The organism is uncultured Faecalicoccus sp., from assembly GCF_944325745.1.
Taxonomy (GTDB): domain Bacteria; phylum Bacillota_I; class Bacilli_A; order Erysipelotrichales; family Erysipelotrichaceae; genus Faecalicoccus.
Genome location: NZ_CALVBG010000027.1, coordinates 1 through 15,436, shown reverse-complemented (window position 1 = coordinate 15,436; position 15,436 = coordinate 1). Strand labels below are relative to the sequence as shown.

At 40.6% G+C, this 15,436-nt stretch carries 17 protein-coding genes and 1 other RNA gene; 5 read left to right on the top strand and 13 right to left on the bottom strand.

Features of this window, described 5'->3' with window-relative positions; all coding sequences use genetic code 11:
* Positions 1–80: 80 nt before the first annotated feature.
* From Q0J48_RS04140 to Q0J48_RS04120, 5 genes are all read right to left on the bottom strand, one after another.
* On the bottom strand, positions 81–224 hold the full coding sequence (locus Q0J48_RS04140; RefSeq protein ID WP_183374163.1) for a hypothetical protein: 144 nt from the start codon (positions 222–224) through the stop codon (positions 81–83).
* A gap of 23 nt (positions 225–247) precedes the next feature.
* Positions 248–511 (bottom strand): hypothetical protein, encoded by a 264-nt coding sequence (locus tag Q0J48_RS04135; RefSeq protein ID WP_296241921.1) that lies wholly within the window; start codon positions 509–511, stop codon positions 248–250.
* A gap of 310 nt (positions 512–821) precedes the next feature.
* The gene (locus tag Q0J48_RS04130; protein ID WP_183374164.1) at positions 822–1,970 is read right to left on the bottom strand and encodes a site-specific integrase; all 1,149 of its coding nucleotides are present in this window, start codon (positions 1,968–1,970) and stop codon (positions 822–824) included.
* Positions 1,957–2,703, bottom strand: coding sequence for a helix-turn-helix domain-containing protein (locus Q0J48_RS04125; protein ID WP_183374165.1), 747 nt, complete (start codon positions 2,701–2,703; stop codon positions 1,957–1,959). Before Q0J48_RS04125 ends, Q0J48_RS04130 begins: the two co-directional genes overlap by 14 nt.
* A gap of 125 nt (positions 2,704–2,828) precedes the next feature.
* Entirely contained in the window at positions 2,829–3,083 is a 255-nt protein-coding gene (locus tag Q0J48_RS04120; RefSeq protein WP_289570523.1) for a hypothetical protein, read from the bottom strand.
* A gap of 125 nt (positions 3,084–3,208) precedes the next feature.
* Between Q0J48_RS04120 and Q0J48_RS04115 the strand changes: the two genes are divergently transcribed.
* Positions 3,209–4,225 carry a helix-turn-helix transcriptional regulator gene (locus Q0J48_RS04115; RefSeq protein ID WP_296241917.1) on the top strand — a complete coding sequence of 339 codons (1,017 nt, stop codon included), beginning with the start codon at positions 3,209–3,211 and terminating at the stop codon, positions 4,223–4,225.
* Positions 4,226–4,331: 106 nt separating this feature from the next.
* Here Q0J48_RS04115 and ssrA read toward each other — a convergent pair.
* The 4 genes from ssrA to Q0J48_RS04095 form a co-directional block, all read right to left on the bottom strand.
* Positions 4,332–4,718: a transfer-messenger RNA gene (ssrA, locus tag Q0J48_RS04110) on the bottom strand.
* A 21-nt stretch (positions 4,719–4,739) separates the two neighbouring features.
* Positions 4,740–5,195: an SsrA-binding protein SmpB gene (gene smpB, locus Q0J48_RS04105; protein WP_296241925.1), complete on the bottom strand. Its 456-nt coding sequence runs from the start codon at positions 5,193–5,195 to the stop codon at positions 4,740–4,742.
* Entirely contained in the window at positions 5,192–6,391 is a 1,200-nt protein-coding gene (locus tag Q0J48_RS04100; protein WP_296241916.1) for a CapA family protein, read from the bottom strand. Before Q0J48_RS04100 ends, smpB begins: the two co-directional genes overlap by 4 nt.
* A 40-nt stretch (positions 6,392–6,431) precedes the next feature.
* Positions 6,432–7,310: a sugar phosphate isomerase/epimerase gene (locus Q0J48_RS04095; protein ID WP_296241915.1), complete on the bottom strand. Its 879-nt coding sequence runs from the start codon at positions 7,308–7,310 to the stop codon at positions 6,432–6,434.
* A 46-nt stretch (positions 7,311–7,356) separates the two neighbouring features.
* On the opposite strand from Q0J48_RS04095, the gene Q0J48_RS04090 reads away from it, so the two are divergent.
* Both Q0J48_RS04090 and bsh read left to right on the top strand, forming a co-directional pair.
* Positions 7,357–8,175 carry a 4Fe-4S binding protein gene (locus tag Q0J48_RS04090; protein ID WP_296241914.1) on the top strand — a complete coding sequence of 273 codons (819 nt, stop codon included), beginning with the start codon at positions 7,357–7,359 and terminating at the stop codon, positions 8,173–8,175.
* 20 nt (positions 8,176–8,195) lie between these two features.
* Positions 8,196–9,149 carry a choloylglycine hydrolase gene (gene bsh, locus Q0J48_RS04085; protein WP_296241913.1) on the top strand — a complete coding sequence of 318 codons (954 nt, stop codon included), beginning with the start codon at positions 8,196–8,198 and terminating at the stop codon, positions 9,147–9,149.
* A 14-nt stretch (positions 9,150–9,163) separates the two neighbouring features.
* Here the strand turns inward: bsh and Q0J48_RS04080 are convergent, their stop codons facing one another.
* From Q0J48_RS04080 to Q0J48_RS04070, 3 genes are all read right to left on the bottom strand, one after another.
* On the bottom strand, positions 9,164–9,907 hold the full coding sequence (locus tag Q0J48_RS04080; RefSeq protein WP_296241912.1) for a copper homeostasis protein CutC: 744 nt from the start codon (positions 9,905–9,907) through the stop codon (positions 9,164–9,166).
* 4 nt (positions 9,908–9,911) lie between these two features.
* Complete coding sequence (locus Q0J48_RS04075) at positions 9,912–10,460, bottom strand: M20/M25/M40 family metallo-hydrolase (RefSeq protein WP_296241911.1); 549 nt, start codon at positions 10,458–10,460, stop codon at positions 9,912–9,914.
* A 167-nt stretch (positions 10,461–10,627) separates the two neighbouring features.
* Positions 10,628–11,407 (bottom strand): HAD family hydrolase, encoded by a 780-nt coding sequence (locus tag Q0J48_RS04070; RefSeq protein WP_296241908.1) that lies wholly within the window; start codon positions 11,405–11,407, stop codon positions 10,628–10,630.
* A gap of 160 nt (positions 11,408–11,567) precedes the next feature.
* Between Q0J48_RS04070 and Q0J48_RS04065 the strand changes: the two genes are divergently transcribed.
* Together Q0J48_RS04065 and Q0J48_RS04060 are read left to right on the top strand one after the other, a co-directional pair.
* Complete coding sequence (locus Q0J48_RS04065) at positions 11,568–13,295, top strand: ABC transporter ATP-binding protein (protein ID WP_296241905.1); 1,728 nt, start codon at positions 11,568–11,570, stop codon at positions 13,293–13,295.
* Positions 13,292–15,121 carry an ABC transporter ATP-binding protein gene (locus Q0J48_RS04060; protein WP_296241904.1) on the top strand — a complete coding sequence of 610 codons (1,830 nt, stop codon included), beginning with the start codon at positions 13,292–13,294 and terminating at the stop codon, positions 15,119–15,121. The genes Q0J48_RS04065 and Q0J48_RS04060 overlap by 4 nt, the downstream gene beginning before the upstream one ends.
* A gap of 14 nt (positions 15,122–15,135) precedes the next feature.
* Here Q0J48_RS04060 and Q0J48_RS04055 read toward each other — a convergent pair.
* Positions 15,136–15,436, bottom strand: a 301-nt coding sequence (locus tag Q0J48_RS04055; RefSeq protein WP_296241902.1) for a YitT family protein, incomplete at its 5' end; no start/stop codon positions are given.

The window sequence follows — 15,436 nt, the reverse complement described above, 5'->3', positions numbered from 1 at the left end:
TTTCAAGGCTTTTGGAGGATTTTATTAAAACACTGTAACCTCTGTTGAGAGGTCATAATTTACTGATATTCAAATTTCGATTAGTCGTGCGTGTTCTGTTTTGACAAGAAGTTCATGACTAGCTTGACCATCGTTTCCTTTTCTTCTGGTCTTGACTCAGCAATCATCAAGGTGATTGCTACTAAGGCACTGTCTGAAATGATCTGTCTTCCATCAATGATCAAATGATGGTTCTTATTTAAAAACTCTAAGCGTTTTTCATTAACGGCAGAAATGCAATGCCTCTTTGTGATTTAACACGATAACCGGCAGAAATGATGACATCGAGACTATAAAAGGAAACTGGGCGGTCGGAATTTGTAATGTGCAAATTTTGCACATTACTATCTTTATCCAATTCTTTTTCTTTAAAGATATTTCCTATATGTTTTGTGATTACTGATCTTTCTTTATCAAAAGGTTCTGCCATTTGTTGTTGGGTGAGACATACGGTGTCATTTTCTGGAGTCACCGTAACTTCTAATTCCAGTTCACCATTTTGAATATTACAATGTCGTTTGCCATTTTATCATCTCATTAATTAATAGTTGTATATAGTGATTATACAGTATTTCATAGTGCTAATCACTTGTACAAAACGGGGTTTTAGGGGTATCCCCTAAGATATTTGAATGATGGTGGGGCCATTATTCAGTGCTTGCTACAATTTTAGACATAGAAAATCAGCAGAAAGCAGAAAAATCTTTTGCATTACTGCCCATAAAGAATCAATCATTTTAGAAATACTATTCTATAAAATGGTGACTTACGTAATTTAAAAATCAGACCTCTTCCTCTTCGTTTAGCAGTTTCATTAATGCTTTTGAATGTCTATCGATCTTTTCTGCAACTTCTCGTTTTTGTTCATGGAAAAAGTCTGCATAGACTTCAAGAACCACTTTTACTGTATCTCCTAATTTATCGGCCACCTCATAAGGCGACAGGCCAACAACGGAAGTCCAATAAGAACATGCTGAATGTCTTAAACCATGGAAAGTGATATTAGGTAAATCACAATACTCTGCCAACTCTTTGATCCATCGTGTAGGAGTATAAGTACCTAAAGGACAATTCATCCCTTTTGTCATAGACGGAAAGACGTAAGCCTTTCGACTGTAACCATCAAGTTGCTTCATAAAGTCATGTATCTCCAATAATAAATCTTTAACAGCACGATCCATGACTATGGAATAACCATTTCCGTTCTTGCGTCCTCTCACTCGTTCTCCGTGTTCATTAACATGATAATCGACGTGGATAATATTTCGATCAAAATCAATGTTGTTCCATTGAAGAGCTCGTTGTTCCCCTTTTCGTATTCCCGTCAAATAATTGAAGAGAACAAAAAATCGAATATAGATCGCATCACTATCCTTGTATCTCTCTGGAATCGCTGCCAGAACGCGTTTAAATTGCTCTGGAGTCCAATATTTAAGATCCTCGGATGTTTTTATCTGCTTTAATGGTTTGTAGCCTGCAACTGGATTTCGATCCAAAAAGCCATGAGCAACACCCCAGTTACATATCGTATTAACGTTGGTCGTCATTTTATTCGTGTACGAAACGGAATATCCATCTTTCTGCATAGACTGAGCAATGATTTCTAAATCAACTATTTTTAAAGAAGATACTTTTCTTTTTCCAATAAACGGTTGAATATTATTTCGATACCATGATTCAACATCTTTTGCTGAGGAAGAAATTTTTTGAGCCATGTAATCATCAATATAGTGCCGAAAAAGACTATCAAATTTCAAAGATAGATTAACCTGATTTTTCAGATAATACTGCTCGTATTCCTTGGCCTCCCTTTTCGTTTGGAAGTTTAAACCAGTTTTAGGATTGCGGCGTATCGTAGTCATCTTTTTTCGTCTAGGATTCAAGCATCGAATTTTATATCCATTCCCATTATCGTTTCTAATCACTGCCATTATTGTCATCTCCAGAACCATAATAGTTTTTTAGATAATCTTTACGATAATCCTCATTTAATAGTTTTGGATTATCTTCAAGAAGAAAACGAAACCTTTCTTCCAAAACAGTAGCTAAATCAGCAGAATCTCTTTTTTGAATATCATAGTTCTCATTAGAAAAGAAGATTTCCTGCATAGCTTGAATATCCGCTTGTTCTGAATCTCCATAAAGCCTCTCTATGCGTTCTTGATTTACCGGAAACGGACACTGATTGATGTTAAAACAGTTTCTACATGCTTCATCGATACAGCCATGACACGTCTTTTTCAAATGACAATAATACTTATATATATTTTTCTTATTTAATTCTTTAGTTCTTAATTTATTAGTATTTAATTTGTCGTAATTTTCCATATCTGGAAAACCCAAATCTCGATTATCCATATCTCGATTTTTGTGACACGGATAATTATGCAGAATATAATCGCAATCTAGAAATCGACCCTTTTCATCTCGAATCACGATTCTTTCTAAATACCCGCGATCCTCCAACTCTTTAATAATCGATTGAATGGTATTGATGGACTCTTTACAAATCGCCGTCAATCCTCTTATAGAATAATCCCAATCAGGATGAAGACTTAACATTTTGTCAAATAATCCTATCGCTTTAAGCGACAAATTATTATCCTTTAAATGATAATTATCAATTGGTGTAAAATTTGTCCTTGGAACATTAATTTTTCCCACAATAAAAAGCACTCCTTTCTATAGAAAATAAAAGTGCTTCACATTGAAAAAGAATTGATTTTCCATTATTATTTCTTTTGGAAGATGTGTGAAAGCACTTCTTTTTAGTCGATGGATAGTGCCAGCTATGCATCGGCTTTTTCTTTTTTTGCCAATTCTTGATAACGATCAATGTCGATATTAAAATAATCACAAATTAAGTTCGTTGGAATCCCCCATTGCCATGCACCTAATTTTTTTCCTGTTTGATTTTCGAGATCTTTTATCATCTGATCCCATAAAGGTTTGAATTTAGGATATGCCACGCCTAGGACTTGTCTTAGATCCGACATATGCATATAAGGCTTTGACAACAATTGAAACTTTCTTAAGTATGTCATCCTGCGCTCCTTTCTAGTACGCTATATAGTACCCACTTAAAATATACTATACTTCCCTAAGATACGCAACCACAAAATACACATTTTAGTACCCACCATTGAATGCGGTATGGTATACTATAACCATGACAAGTTATAAACATAAAAATTATATTGGTGAACAATTGTATAATGCTCTAAAAGAAAAGGGAGTTACCATTACTCAATTTGCTCAAGATATGGGATTATCACGGGCTTTGATCTCAAAATACTTGAACAACACAAAGCATCCAACCGATGCAACTCTGGAAAAGATTGCAGAATATTTTGAATTGCCTGTCGAATATTTTGCAGATAGCGGTTATTTAGATGAAGACGGAAAAATACATCGGTCTTTCGATATACGAAACATGGATGCCAGTGATTTCATTACCGAAAGAGTACAGGTGGCCAATACCAATCGAGCATTTAAACTGAATTCTCAAATTCTTAACGATTATTATACAAACCAAGACAGCGGCGGAAAGCTAGATTTAGCGATTGAATATTCTGATTTTGTAGATCATGTCATTGATAAACGAGATGTTGATCTATTGGCAGATTTTCTAACTGTGAATGAATTCATTGAAATCGCTAAACAATTTGATGTAATCCTTTCTACAGACAGATTAGAAACAATCCTGCATGAAAGCGATTTAGAAACGATTCCTAGCAATGTACCAAAGAATATCGTTTATTCTTCTTATCTAGCCGGCATGCTAACGGCAGCCGATACAGATACTTTGAAAAAAAGAGAACGTAATCTTCAACTAAAAGATCTCGACATATATAACATTTTCCAAGGCCACAGTGATTTGTATTTTGCGTTGAAGAGCCTCTGTAAGGATTTAGATATTGTCTCTCAATCTCAGAAGACAGAGGATATCTTAAAAGAAGCTATGATCCTTAGCGATTTAAAAGAGTTGAAAGAAATAGTAAAGAAAAAACTTGATGAAAGTTATACTCAATCCAAAAAAACAGGCAACTATGATAAGGAAATCAAAAACACTTTATTAAAAATGGATTCACATATTTATTCAGTCTTATACGACTTCATTTTACATATTCAAAAAGACGATTTTAAAGGAGCTTTTCACGACTTAAATGAACTGAAATTTGACTAAATTTCTAAAAATCGACTCAAAAATCGACTCAATATCATTCTATAATAACCAAAAAAGTGCCAAATGTGCTTTATCTAAAGCATAATTTGACACTTTTGTTTTCTCTTGGTGGAGGTGAGGAGAGTCGAACTCCTGTCTAAGCAAAGTCCCACGATACAACGTTTACAGCTTTTCTTATCATGTACTCTTATGTCTCGGATAAGAACGATCATCATAAGAGGTGATCCTAAAGTTTTCGTATGAAGCAGCGGATCAATACTTCATCTTATCTTCTTTATGAATCCAGCGATATCTGATAAGAAAGCGAACTCAGACTATCGGGGCTGCGAGCCAAACGTAGGCTAAGATTAGGCAGCGAAAGCAACGTTCTGGTTTACACCAAATACGTTAGCAATTTTTGTTTTAGCGTTTAAATTTAAGTGGTTATTACACGTGACCTTCGTGGCTGTGGTTCTATCCAAACATTTACTCATCGAATGCCAAAAACACCCCCAGAGTACGTCATTATAACGTACTAATACTGATTCTTCAAGGCTTTCTGGATCTCTTTTTGAGCATCTTTTTTCTTCTGAGACTCTCTTTTATCATGAAGATTCTTCCCTTTTGCCAAGGCAATCTCCAATTTTGCCAATCCTTTAGAAAGATAGATTCGCGTCGGCACAACTGTATAGCCTTTTAGGCGGGCCGCCTGTTCTAATTTTCGAATCTCGCTTTTATGTAGAAGCAATTTGCGATCTCTTGTTTCTTCGTGATTAAAGATGTTTCCAAATTCATAAGGTGAAATATGCATCCCTTTGATATAAGCTTCATTGCCATAAAAACTGATATAAGCATCCTTGAGCTGGACCTTCCCCTTGCGGATGCTTTTGATTTCCGTTCCTTTTAACGCTAACCCCGCTTCATAACGGTCAAACAATTCATATTCATGCCGGGCCTTACGGTTTTCCGCAATTGTTTTTTGATTCATTATTCTAAGACAACCTCGATTCCTTCTGGTTCTCCCACAATTTCTTTTACGTAATTCTGGATCCATTCTTTAGACATATCATAACCTAGTGCCGTCACATAATGATTCGATGCATAATTGTTATCATATTCATGGATGGTCATTGTTTTAAAATTCGCAAAATTAGGCTCGAAATAAGTGATTGTCGGAGTAAATTCTACATTTTCAAATGTGGTCTCTTTATTTGTAAAATCGTAATTCAAAGTAAAGCTGGCCATGCCTCCGACCATGCGATCATTGGTATCTTGAGCACTCAAAAAGTTACCGAGCGAGTAATAACACAAAGTATCCTGATCTTCTCCTTTGATGATCTCTGCCGGCTTGATCACATGCGGATGAGTCCCGATAATTACTTCTACGCCCCACTCATTCATCTTTTTCGCAAGTTCTTCCTGATCCGGTTCGATCTCTGTATTATACTCTGTTCCCCAGTGCATCGAAACAATCTGTACATCACTGATCTGGGAGATCTCTTGAACATCATTTTTGATCTTTTCTTCATCGATCAAGTCTAGGATCCAAGGTTTATCTTCCGGCAAAGGGACTCCATTGGTCCCATACGTATATCCTAAAAGCCCGACTTTGATGCCATTGACTTCGCGAACTACATATTTCTCGGATTCTTCTTGTGTGCGATAAGCACCAGTAATGGAAACGTCCGGATACCGTTCATGAATATAATTTAACTCCGCAATCAATCCTTCGGCTCCTACATCCAAACTGTGATTACTGCTTGCCGCAAACCAATCAAATCCCGTGTTGAATGTCGCATCCAAGATTTGCGTAGGGCCATTAAAAGTCGGATAGTTGCTCAATCCAAACTCTTCTCCGGCACAAACCGTCTCCTGATTGATATAAGCCAGGTCCACTGGTTCAATATACTGTTTCATCAAAGCATAATCTTGGTTAAAGTCAAAATTTGTATTCCCATTCAGATACTCTAAATAAATCGCATCATGGATCAAATTATCCCCTACACCGGCAAATGTAAAGGAAGAAGTCTTTGGTTCTACTTCTTTCTTTTTAGTTTGATTCAATCCCGTGATCTCTTCATCCCGTTTTTCCGGCTGAGAATAAATTTGATAGCCTGTATAAGCTGTAATAGATAGAGAAACGATCACTAATACGCTGAGTATCGCAACGATGTGTTTTTTATTCATAGTATTATCTTAACAAAAAACCCATGATTTGGATAGCATCTCACTGGAAGAATGCCTTTAACCGACGCATGCTCAATAATGTCAGATCCAGTTCCACTTCCGGTTCTAAAGAAAGACTTTTATCATAACCTTTCTTATGAAGCTTTGGCAACAAGCCCTCATAATCAATATCTCCCTCTCCCAAAGCTTTATGAAGAAAGGGCTTGGGGAAACGTTCATCATAATGATAATCCTTTAAATGGATGTGCCCGATATATGGATAAAGAGCTTCTAATTCATCATCCAGACTCCATCCCTGATAATCTTGCGGAACATTTTCACGGATCGCACGATAAGAGTTGGCCGGATCCCACAATAACTGTAAATGCGGATCTTCTAGTCTCCGCACAACCTCCAAGGTCATCTGTCCTTTGGGCAAATGCGAATACGGACAATTTTCCAAAACTAAAACACGGTCCTCTTGTCTGGCGATTTCGATTGCTTTAGAGATATTTTCACAGATTCGATCCAGATCTTCTTTGGTTCCAAAAGGCCCTTTGCGATTATCCGGCCACCGGAACGGAAAGATGCGGATCGTAGGGCAATCTAATTCCTGAGCAATGCGACAGGTATTTTTCAAATATACGAGATGCCTTTCTACATTCCCTTCAATGCTATAAAAAGTTGGATTGAACAAGGATACTTGATCATCCGGAAATAATGGACACAAAAAGAAGAGCGTGGACGCCAGATTTGAAACTCGCAAACCATATTTATCCAACAGTTTTTTTAATCGTTTTACTTCATCCGGTGTACATTCTTCGATGGAATGGCCAAAGACATCGTGAAGTTCTACTTCTTTATATCCTTCTTTCTGAATTTGTGAAAAAGCTTTTTCTTCATCAAGACTGATCTGATCGCTGATCACGGATAGACGCATCAAGCATTCTCCTTTCCTTTTGATTGATTTCGCCTATAATGAAATTATGAAACCACATATGATCTACTCCGTCTTCTGGAGTCCAACAGGAAATACCGAAAAGCTCGTTAAAGATGTGGGCCGACAACTTGCCGGCGCTTTACGCACTCCCTGGAAAGCCATCGATATCACTTTGATCAACGCGAAATCTAAACCGTTACAGTTTCGATCTGGTGATCTGGTGATCCTGGGAATGCCTACTTATGCAGGAAAGCTCCCTAACAAGATTCTACCTTTTCTTCAAGATAAAATCCATGGGTCCGACACTTGGCTGATTCCTGCCGTTACCTTTGGCAATCGCAGCTTTGACAATTCCCTGGCTGAACTAGGCTATGTATTATCACAAAATGGATTTCTTTCGATTGCCGGTCTTGCGGCGGTCTGTCCGCATGCGTTTTCTAAAACCTTAGGCGCTGGCCGACCCGATCCTTTGGATGCCGTCGACATCAAAAACTTTGTGCGTCATGTTCGCAATAAATTTCGTTTTGTGGAAACGGTAGAACAAGTTCAACTCCCGGGAGATCCTCACGCCCCCTATTATATTCCGAAAGGACTTGATGGAAAGCCGGTAAACTTTTTAAAGGCCAAGCCAGTCACGGACCCGGCACTTTGTACCAACTGCGGACGCTGTGCCGCCTTGTGCCCTATGGAAGCCATCGACCTTCTCGACTGCTCGCAAACCCCTGGTACGTGCATCAAATGTCAGCGCTGCATCCAAATTTGCGAACATCATGCCAAATCTTTTCAGGATCCGGCATTCTTGTCCCATGTCGCGATGTTAGAAAAGAATTATACTCGTCCTGCCAAAAATATGTACATCTGGTAAAGATCAAAGGAGGTCTGCATATGTGTACAAGTTTCACTTATTTGAATCATGATTTCTATTTTGGAAGAAATCTGGATCTGGATTGCTCCTTTGGAGAAGAAGTCGTGATCACACCGCGGAATTTTCCGCTTTCTTTTGTGGAAGAACCAACGCTCAATACTCATCTGGCTACCATTGGGATGGCTACGATCATCGACCAAACTCCTCTATATGCCGAAGCCGTCAATGAAAAAGGTCTGGGGATGGCCGGCTTACAGTTTACCGGCAATGCCGTTTACCATAAGATCCAAAAGGATAAAACAAACATTGCTTCATTTGAGATCATTCCCTGGATCCTGGGTCAATGCCACAGTGTACAAGATGCCCGAATGCTGTTAAACAATGCCAATATCATCGATACCGCCTTTCGCCCTCAGGTGCCAAATTCTCCATTGCACTGGATCCTTGCGGATAAAGAAGAATGTGTCGTGATCGAATCCGTTAAAGAGGGCCTCAAAATCTATGATAACCCCATTGGAGTATTGACCAACAATCCGGAATTTAGTTTCCATCAAATGAATCTTGTGCAGTATTTAAATCTGACAAAAGACTATCCAGACAATCGCTTTAGCGACAATCTTTCATTGCATCCTTATGCCAACGGCATGGGCGCTCTCGGGTTGCCGGGAGATGCTTCAAGTCCTTCGCGTTTTGTCCATACTGCTTTTTTGAAACAAAACCTTTATTCGGATGGAAGCGAAAAAGACAACGTACAACAATTCTTCCGCGTACTCGATCAGGTCCAAATGATCAAAGGAAGCGTCCTGACTGAACACAACACGATGGATTATACGATCTATTCCAGCTGCATCAATGCTTCTAAAGGAATCTACTATTATAAAACATATGAAAACTATGAGATCTCTTCCATCGATCTTCATGCCTATGATTTAAATCAAGATTCCATTTATCGTTTCGCACTAAAAAAGGCTTGATTCCCAAGCCTTTTTTATGAATTCACACTTTGTACAAGTTTTCGGACCAAGCTTTCTTCTACCACATCATAATCCATTTCATGCGGTTGAGAAAGGTAAGCATAACTGACATATTCAGAAAAAGTGGTCCTGTCTTCTCTATAATCTTTGCAAGAAGAATGAATTTGATGAACCCCTGTCGTTTCAATCATCTCTTTCGCATTAGAAGCATTCATTCCACTTCCTGGCAAGATTTCGATCTGCTTTCCATATGTCTTTTGAAGATGTTCAATGCATGCGATTCCTTCCATCGCCTTGGCTCTTTGTCCACTCGTCAACACTCGATCCACTTTCAGTTCTACTAAGATCTTCATGGCGGCATCGATATCGGGCGTCACATCAATAGCACGATGAAAAACAGCTTCCTTTTTGTAAGAATGAATCAATGTAACCATTCTTTGGGTGTTCTCGCGATCGACTTTTCCATCTTCGCTCAAGAATCCAAACGCAATCCCATCAGCACCATTTTCTAAAAATAATCGTGCCTCTTCCAACATCAGTTCTGCTTCAACAGCATCATAATGAAACCCGGCTGCCCGTGGACGAACCATACAGATGACCTTGAGATCCGTTTCTCGTTTGATTCGTCGCAACGCAATTAGACTGGGCGACAAACCACCTACACTCAAGGCACTATTCAATTCAACGCGTTTAGCCCCGCCTCGATAAGCTGCTATAGCATCCTGATAACTTCCGCAACAAATTTCTACCTGATTCATACTATTATCCATTGGCAACCCCCAATATACTTAAGGCGTAGATCTTCGCGTTTGTAATCAAATCATCGCGATCCATCCATTCATTCGGGTTATGACCGATTCCTTTCTGTCCAGGAAAACTAGGGCTAAAAGGCACGATGTGAGGCATGATCTTCGCATAGGTCCCTCCTGTGGTCGTTACCGGCGTCCCATCCAATCCTGTTATTTTTTCATATGTTTCTTTTAAAGTCTGGCATAAAAAACAATCTTTTTCAAATCGGACCGGATCATAATTACTGGTACATACAAGCTCTAGACACGGAGACAGTTTCGATCGGATCTGTCGACAAATTTCTTCATTTGTGATTATTGCCGGATAATTCAAAGAAAACTCAAAAACAAGTTTTCCCTCTTCATCAACCAGTCTCTGATTTCTAAGCTGCATGACCCCAAATTCTTTATCCTGGATATTCAATCCTAATTTATTCGCATGTTCATCACTGGAGAGAATGTATTCATTGACAAAATCATTGAATTCTTTTTGATGATTTAGATCCGTTTTGATGTGATACACGCCTCTTCCTCTTTCCGCATAAACGACCGGGTACTTACAATCCGGAGTCCATCCCATCAACGGCGGTTTTTATGTCATTCTTCTTTCGTTCATCTCTTCCACACAAAATCTATTATTATCGATTTTGTGAACAATCTCTTTTCTAAAAAAGACCATGGGATCCATGGTCAATCTAATAAGTTCATCTTCTGTAAAGCCCAAGTAATGCCTTCGTCATCCGCAGAAGGAGCTTTAATGGTGGCCCATTCGCTTAAATGGGGCGCATTGTCTCCTATCAGCACACTACAGTGAGCGGCCTTCAACATATCTTCATCATTATCGCTGTCTCCAAACGCAATGCTGGATTCCATGGGAAGATGGAGTTCATTCAAAATCTTTTTCATCCCCGTCGCTTTGGAATGATGACGCAATACAGCCTCTGCTTTCAAATTCGGGAAGGTAATAAAATCAAAATCTTTCTGCAGAGCTTTTTCAAAATTCCTTTTCTGTTCTTCACTTTTATAATATAAGCTCATTTTTGAAAACTCAAAATCATCCGCGTTCACAGGTCGCATATACACGCCTTGTTTTTCAAATAAGGCCACGACCCGGTTCGTATAATCCGAATATCGCTGATCCATAAAAAGACCTGCATGGCCTTCTAAAAACGCATCAACCTGATATTGTCTTAAAGCGTGCACGACTTTTTCTTTTTGGATCGCATTCGCCTTTACTTCATAAAGCACTGTATCGTGATAGCGTATATAAGTACCGCAGCCGCAAATCAAGCCATCAATAGGCAGGTGTTCTACCTGATTACCAATCGAATAATAACAGCGTCCTGTATTGATAAACGCTAAATTTCCTCTTTTACGAATCGTATCTAAAGAAGTGATGGATTCTTTTGAGACCTGATCGGTATTCGGGACTCTCAATGTGCCATCATAATCTAAAAATAGTACCTTCATTAAAATCTCCTCCTACTAGATTATAAAGAAGACCTGGTCCAAATGACAGAAGTTGATTTCCTATGGCTTAGGAAAAGGTTGATTTATTCGAAATTATCCCCTTTTTGTGTTTTTGTTCCGTCTTCTGTTTGGGTGTATAATGACAAGCAGGAGTGAAAATATGTCATCTTTAAAAATATTGTTCCGCTATTCAAAAGGCGTTCGTTTATATTTTGTCTTATCGATCCTCTTTGTCGCCATCGAAACTTCTTTTGAAGTGATCATCCCCTTATTGATGAGTGAGATCATCGATGTCGGGATCGCGCAGCAAGATCCTTCCATTTTCTTAGAAAAAGGCTTGCAGATGATTCTTTGTGCCATCCTTTCTTTGCTCTTTGGGATCTGGTATGCCAAATGTGCCGCCAAAGCGATCTCTCTGTTTTGCCAGCGGCTGCGTTCGATCGAATATGAAAAGATCCAGGAATACGCATTTTCAAATCTTGATCATTTTGAGACCGCCTCTTTGATCACCCGCTTGACCAGCGATATCACTGTGATCCAAAACGCATTGATCAACGGGATCCGACCCTTTGCACGAGGTCCGATCATTTTGATCCTAGGTTTAGTAATGTCCTTTATCATCAATGCCCGGCTTGCGGTCATCTTTTTGTTCACCACACCGATCCTGGGCGTGATCTTGTTTTTGATCGTTAGAAAGATCGCTCCGATGTATCGCACCCTCCAGCAAGCCGTAGACCGAGTCAACCTTCTGATTCAGGAAAACCTGACCGCCATTCGTGCGGTCAAAGCGTTTGTTCGTGACGAATACGAAGAAGAACAGTTTGCCCAAGTCAATAACGATCTGGCCGACATTACCCAAAACACCTTTCATTTTGCTTCCTTTAATACACCTGCCTTTCAAATGACCATGTATATGGCCATTGTCGGATTGATGTTGTTGGGAGTAAATATGATCGTCGATGGAAACATGCAGGTAGGAGAGCTCACGGGCGTGTTAAGCTATGTTTTACAGATCATGAATTCTCTGATGATGATCTCGAACGTCTTTTTGTTGATCACCCGTTCCATCGCCTCCTGCAACCGCATCGCCGAAGTGATCGAAGAACCTGTGACCTTGCGTTCCGGAAAGATCCCCTTGACGCCCAAAGATAATTCGGTGGATTTTAACCATGTCTACTTCAAATATCATCCCGATGCCAAAGAATATGTGTTATCCGATATTACCTGGCATATTCCCGCAGGAAGTACGGTGGGAATATTAGGAGCTACGGGAAGCGCAAAATCCAGTCTGGTCCAACTGATTCCTCGTTTGTATGACGTCAACGAAGGAAGCATCAAGATCGGTCATGTCGATGTCCGCGATATGGATCTGGTTTCTTTGCGTGATCAAGTAGCGATGGTCTTGCAGAATAATACCTTGTTTTCGGGGACAATCAAAGAAAACATGCGCTGGGGTGATCCCGACGCTTCGGATGAAGAGATCCGGAAGGCTTGTGAAATTGCCTGCGCCGATGAATTTATCCAAAAATTCCCGAAAGGATACGATACGTACATTGAACAAGGCGGCACCAATGTTTCCGGCGGTCAAAGGCAGCGCCTCTGTATCGCCCGGGCTCTTTTGAAAAAACCGCGAATCTTGATCTTAGATGATTCGACCAGTGCTGTCGACACCCATACAGATCATTCGATCCGCAGCGCCTTGCGCTCGATCCAGGGACTGACCCAGATCTTGATTGCCCAGCGCGTCAGCTCGGTGATCCATTGTGATCAGATCCTGATCTTGGAAGACGGAAAGATCAGTGCGATAGGAAATCACGATTCTTTGATGCAGACCTCCTCTTTCTATCGCGGACTATATGAATCCCAACAGAAAGGAGCCAGCTTATGAGACCCCAGAATCTAGGACAGACGATTCGCAATTTGATCCACTATATGGGAAACCATGCGATCTTATTCATCTTTGTAGGACTGCTGGTGGCCTTGTCCGCCTTAGGAAATCTGTTTGGAACCTACATGATTCGGCCGGCGGTCAATCAAGTTCTCTCTCAAGGTCTGGAACAAGCTTATATCCAGATCTTGATCATGGCCGTGATCTTTCTGATCGGGGTTTTGGCAGCTTTAGGATATACCCAATGTATGGCCGTTGCCGCCCAAAAGGTCATCAAAGATATTCGTCATGATCTGTTCCATGTGATGCAGAAGCTTCCGCTTTCCTTTTTTGATACCCACTCCCATGGAGAATTGATGTCGCGCTTTACAAACGATGTCGACACGGTATCCGATGCCTTGAACAACTCTTTTGCGATGATGATCCAAAGCTTCATTCAGGTGGTTGGGACCTTGATTTTATTATTTGTGTTAAGCTGGAGATTAAGCTGCATCGTTTTGATCTTTTATTTGATCATGTTTTTCTATATTCGTTATTCGAGCTCAAAAAGCAAGACTTATTTCTCTTCTCAACAACAAAACATCGGCGCCATCAACGGATTTTGCGAAGAGATGATCACCGCCCAAAAAGTCGTGAAAGTCTTCAATCACGAAAAAGAAAACCAACAACAGTTTGAAAAGCACAATGCGGATCTGCAGTCGAGCAGCGCCAATGCTTTAGGCTATTCGCAAAGAATCGTTCCCACGGTCGTCTCTCTTTCGTTTGTCAATTATGCCGTTGTCTCTGTTTTAGGCGGATATTTGGTCTTACAAGGGCAAATGGATGTCGGTTCCCTGGCCAGCTATCTGATCTTTGTTCGTCAGGCGGCGATGCCTATCAATCAGTTTACTTTACAGATGAACTTGCTGCTGAGTTCTCTGGCCGGAGCAGAAAGGATCTTTGCGCTCATGGATGTTGCCCCGGAAGTCGACGAAGGAAAAGTCACCTTGGTCAATGTGCAGATCCAAGATGGAAACGTGATCGAAACGCACGAAAACACCGGACTTTGGGCATGGAGGCATCCGCGTCCAGAAGGTGTGGAATATGTCCAGCTCAAGGGTGATGTTCGTTTCCACGATGTTGACTTCAGCTACGATGCCAAGAAAAAGATCCTTCATGATGTTTCGTTATTTGCCAAACCGGGACAAAAAGTGGCCTTTGTCGGGGCCACCGGGGCCGGTAAAACCACGATCACCAATCTGATCAATCGTTTCTATGATATTCAGAAAGGTTCGATCACCTACGACGGTATCGATATCAAGCTCATAAAAAAAGACGACTTGCGTCGTTCTTTAGGAATCGTTCTTCAAGATACCCATCTGTTTACGGGATCGATATTAGACAATATCCGTTTTGGAAATTTAGAAGCCACCGATGATGAATGCATCCAGGCCGCAAAACTTGCCAATGCAGACTCTTTTATCCGCCGTCTTCCCCAAGGGTATCAGACAAAAGTGCACAACGATGGTCAGAACCTGTCGGCCGGCCAAAGGCAGCTTCTTGCCATTGCCCGGGCAGCCGTAGCCGATCCTCCGGTCTTGATTTTGGATGAAGCAACCAGTTCGGTCGATACCCATACCGAAAAGCTGATCGAGAAAGGCATGGACCAGCTGATGGAAGGACGAACGGTTTTTGTGATTGCTCACCGTCTGTCCACGGTCCGCAATGCCGATGTGATCATCGTTTTGGATCATGGCATGATCAAAGAAAGAGGCAGTCATGCCGATCTGATCAAACAAAAAGGCATGTACTATCAATTATATACAGGCATGTTTGAGCTCTCTTAAGGAGAGTTCTTTTTTTACCACACATTCCGGTTGATCGTTCCATCTTCAAAAGTAAAGCCTGAACCATGGATCTCGTTGACATCGCTGACAACCATAAAAGCCGCCGGGTCGATCCGATTGATCTCCTGCTCTACCATGGGATATTCTTTCCGGGACAAGACACACATCAGGACCGGACGCTCTTGCGAAGTATAGCCGCCTTTTCCGCTTAAGACCGTCACACCACGAGACAAGGTATCCATCAAATACGCTTGAATCTCTTCCCACTTGGAAGAAATGATCATTACATTCTTAGCACTCTGCGAACCTAATAAC

What these genes read in the sequence shown, in the direction of transcription:
- Q0J48_RS04095 (WP_296241915.1), bottom strand. Translation starts at nt 7,310, where the DNA reads ATGCGTCTATCCGTGATCAGCGATCAGATCAGTCTTGATGAAGAAAAA.
- Q0J48_RS04115 (WP_296241917.1), top strand. Translation starts at nt 3,209, where the DNA reads ATGACAAGTTATAAACATAAAAATTATATTGGTGAACAATTGTATAAT.
- Q0J48_RS04065 (WP_296241905.1), top strand. Translation starts at nt 11,568, where the DNA reads ATGTCATCTTTAAAAATATTGTTCCGCTATTCAAAAGGCGTTCGTTTA.
- Q0J48_RS04070 (WP_296241908.1), bottom strand. Translation starts at nt 11,407, where the DNA reads ATGAAGGTACTATTTTTAGATTATGATGGCACATTGAGAGTCCCGAAT.
- Q0J48_RS04090 (WP_296241914.1), top strand. Translation starts at nt 7,357, where the DNA reads ATGAAACCACATATGATCTACTCCGTCTTCTGGAGTCCAACAGGAAAT.
- Q0J48_RS04130 (WP_183374164.1), bottom strand. Translation starts at nt 1,970, where the DNA reads ATGGCAGTGATTAGAAACGATAATGGGAATGGATATAAAATTCGATGC.
- Q0J48_RS04120 (WP_289570523.1), bottom strand. Translation starts at nt 3,083, where the DNA reads ATGACATACTTAAGAAAGTTTCAATTGTTGTCAAAGCCTTATATGCAT.
- Q0J48_RS04100 (WP_296241916.1), bottom strand. Translation starts at nt 6,391, where the DNA reads ATGAATAAAAAACACATCGTTGCGATACTCAGCGTATTAGTGATCGTT.
- Q0J48_RS04080 (WP_296241912.1), bottom strand. Translation starts at nt 9,907, where the DNA reads ATGAATCAGGTAGAAATTTGTTGCGGAAGTTATCAGGATGCTATAGCA.
- Q0J48_RS04060 (WP_296241904.1), top strand. Translation starts at nt 13,292, where the DNA reads ATGAGACCCCAGAATCTAGGACAGACGATTCGCAATTTGATCCACTAT.
- bsh (WP_296241913.1), top strand. Translation starts at nt 8,196, where the DNA reads ATGTGTACAAGTTTCACTTATTTGAATCATGATTTCTATTTTGGAAGA.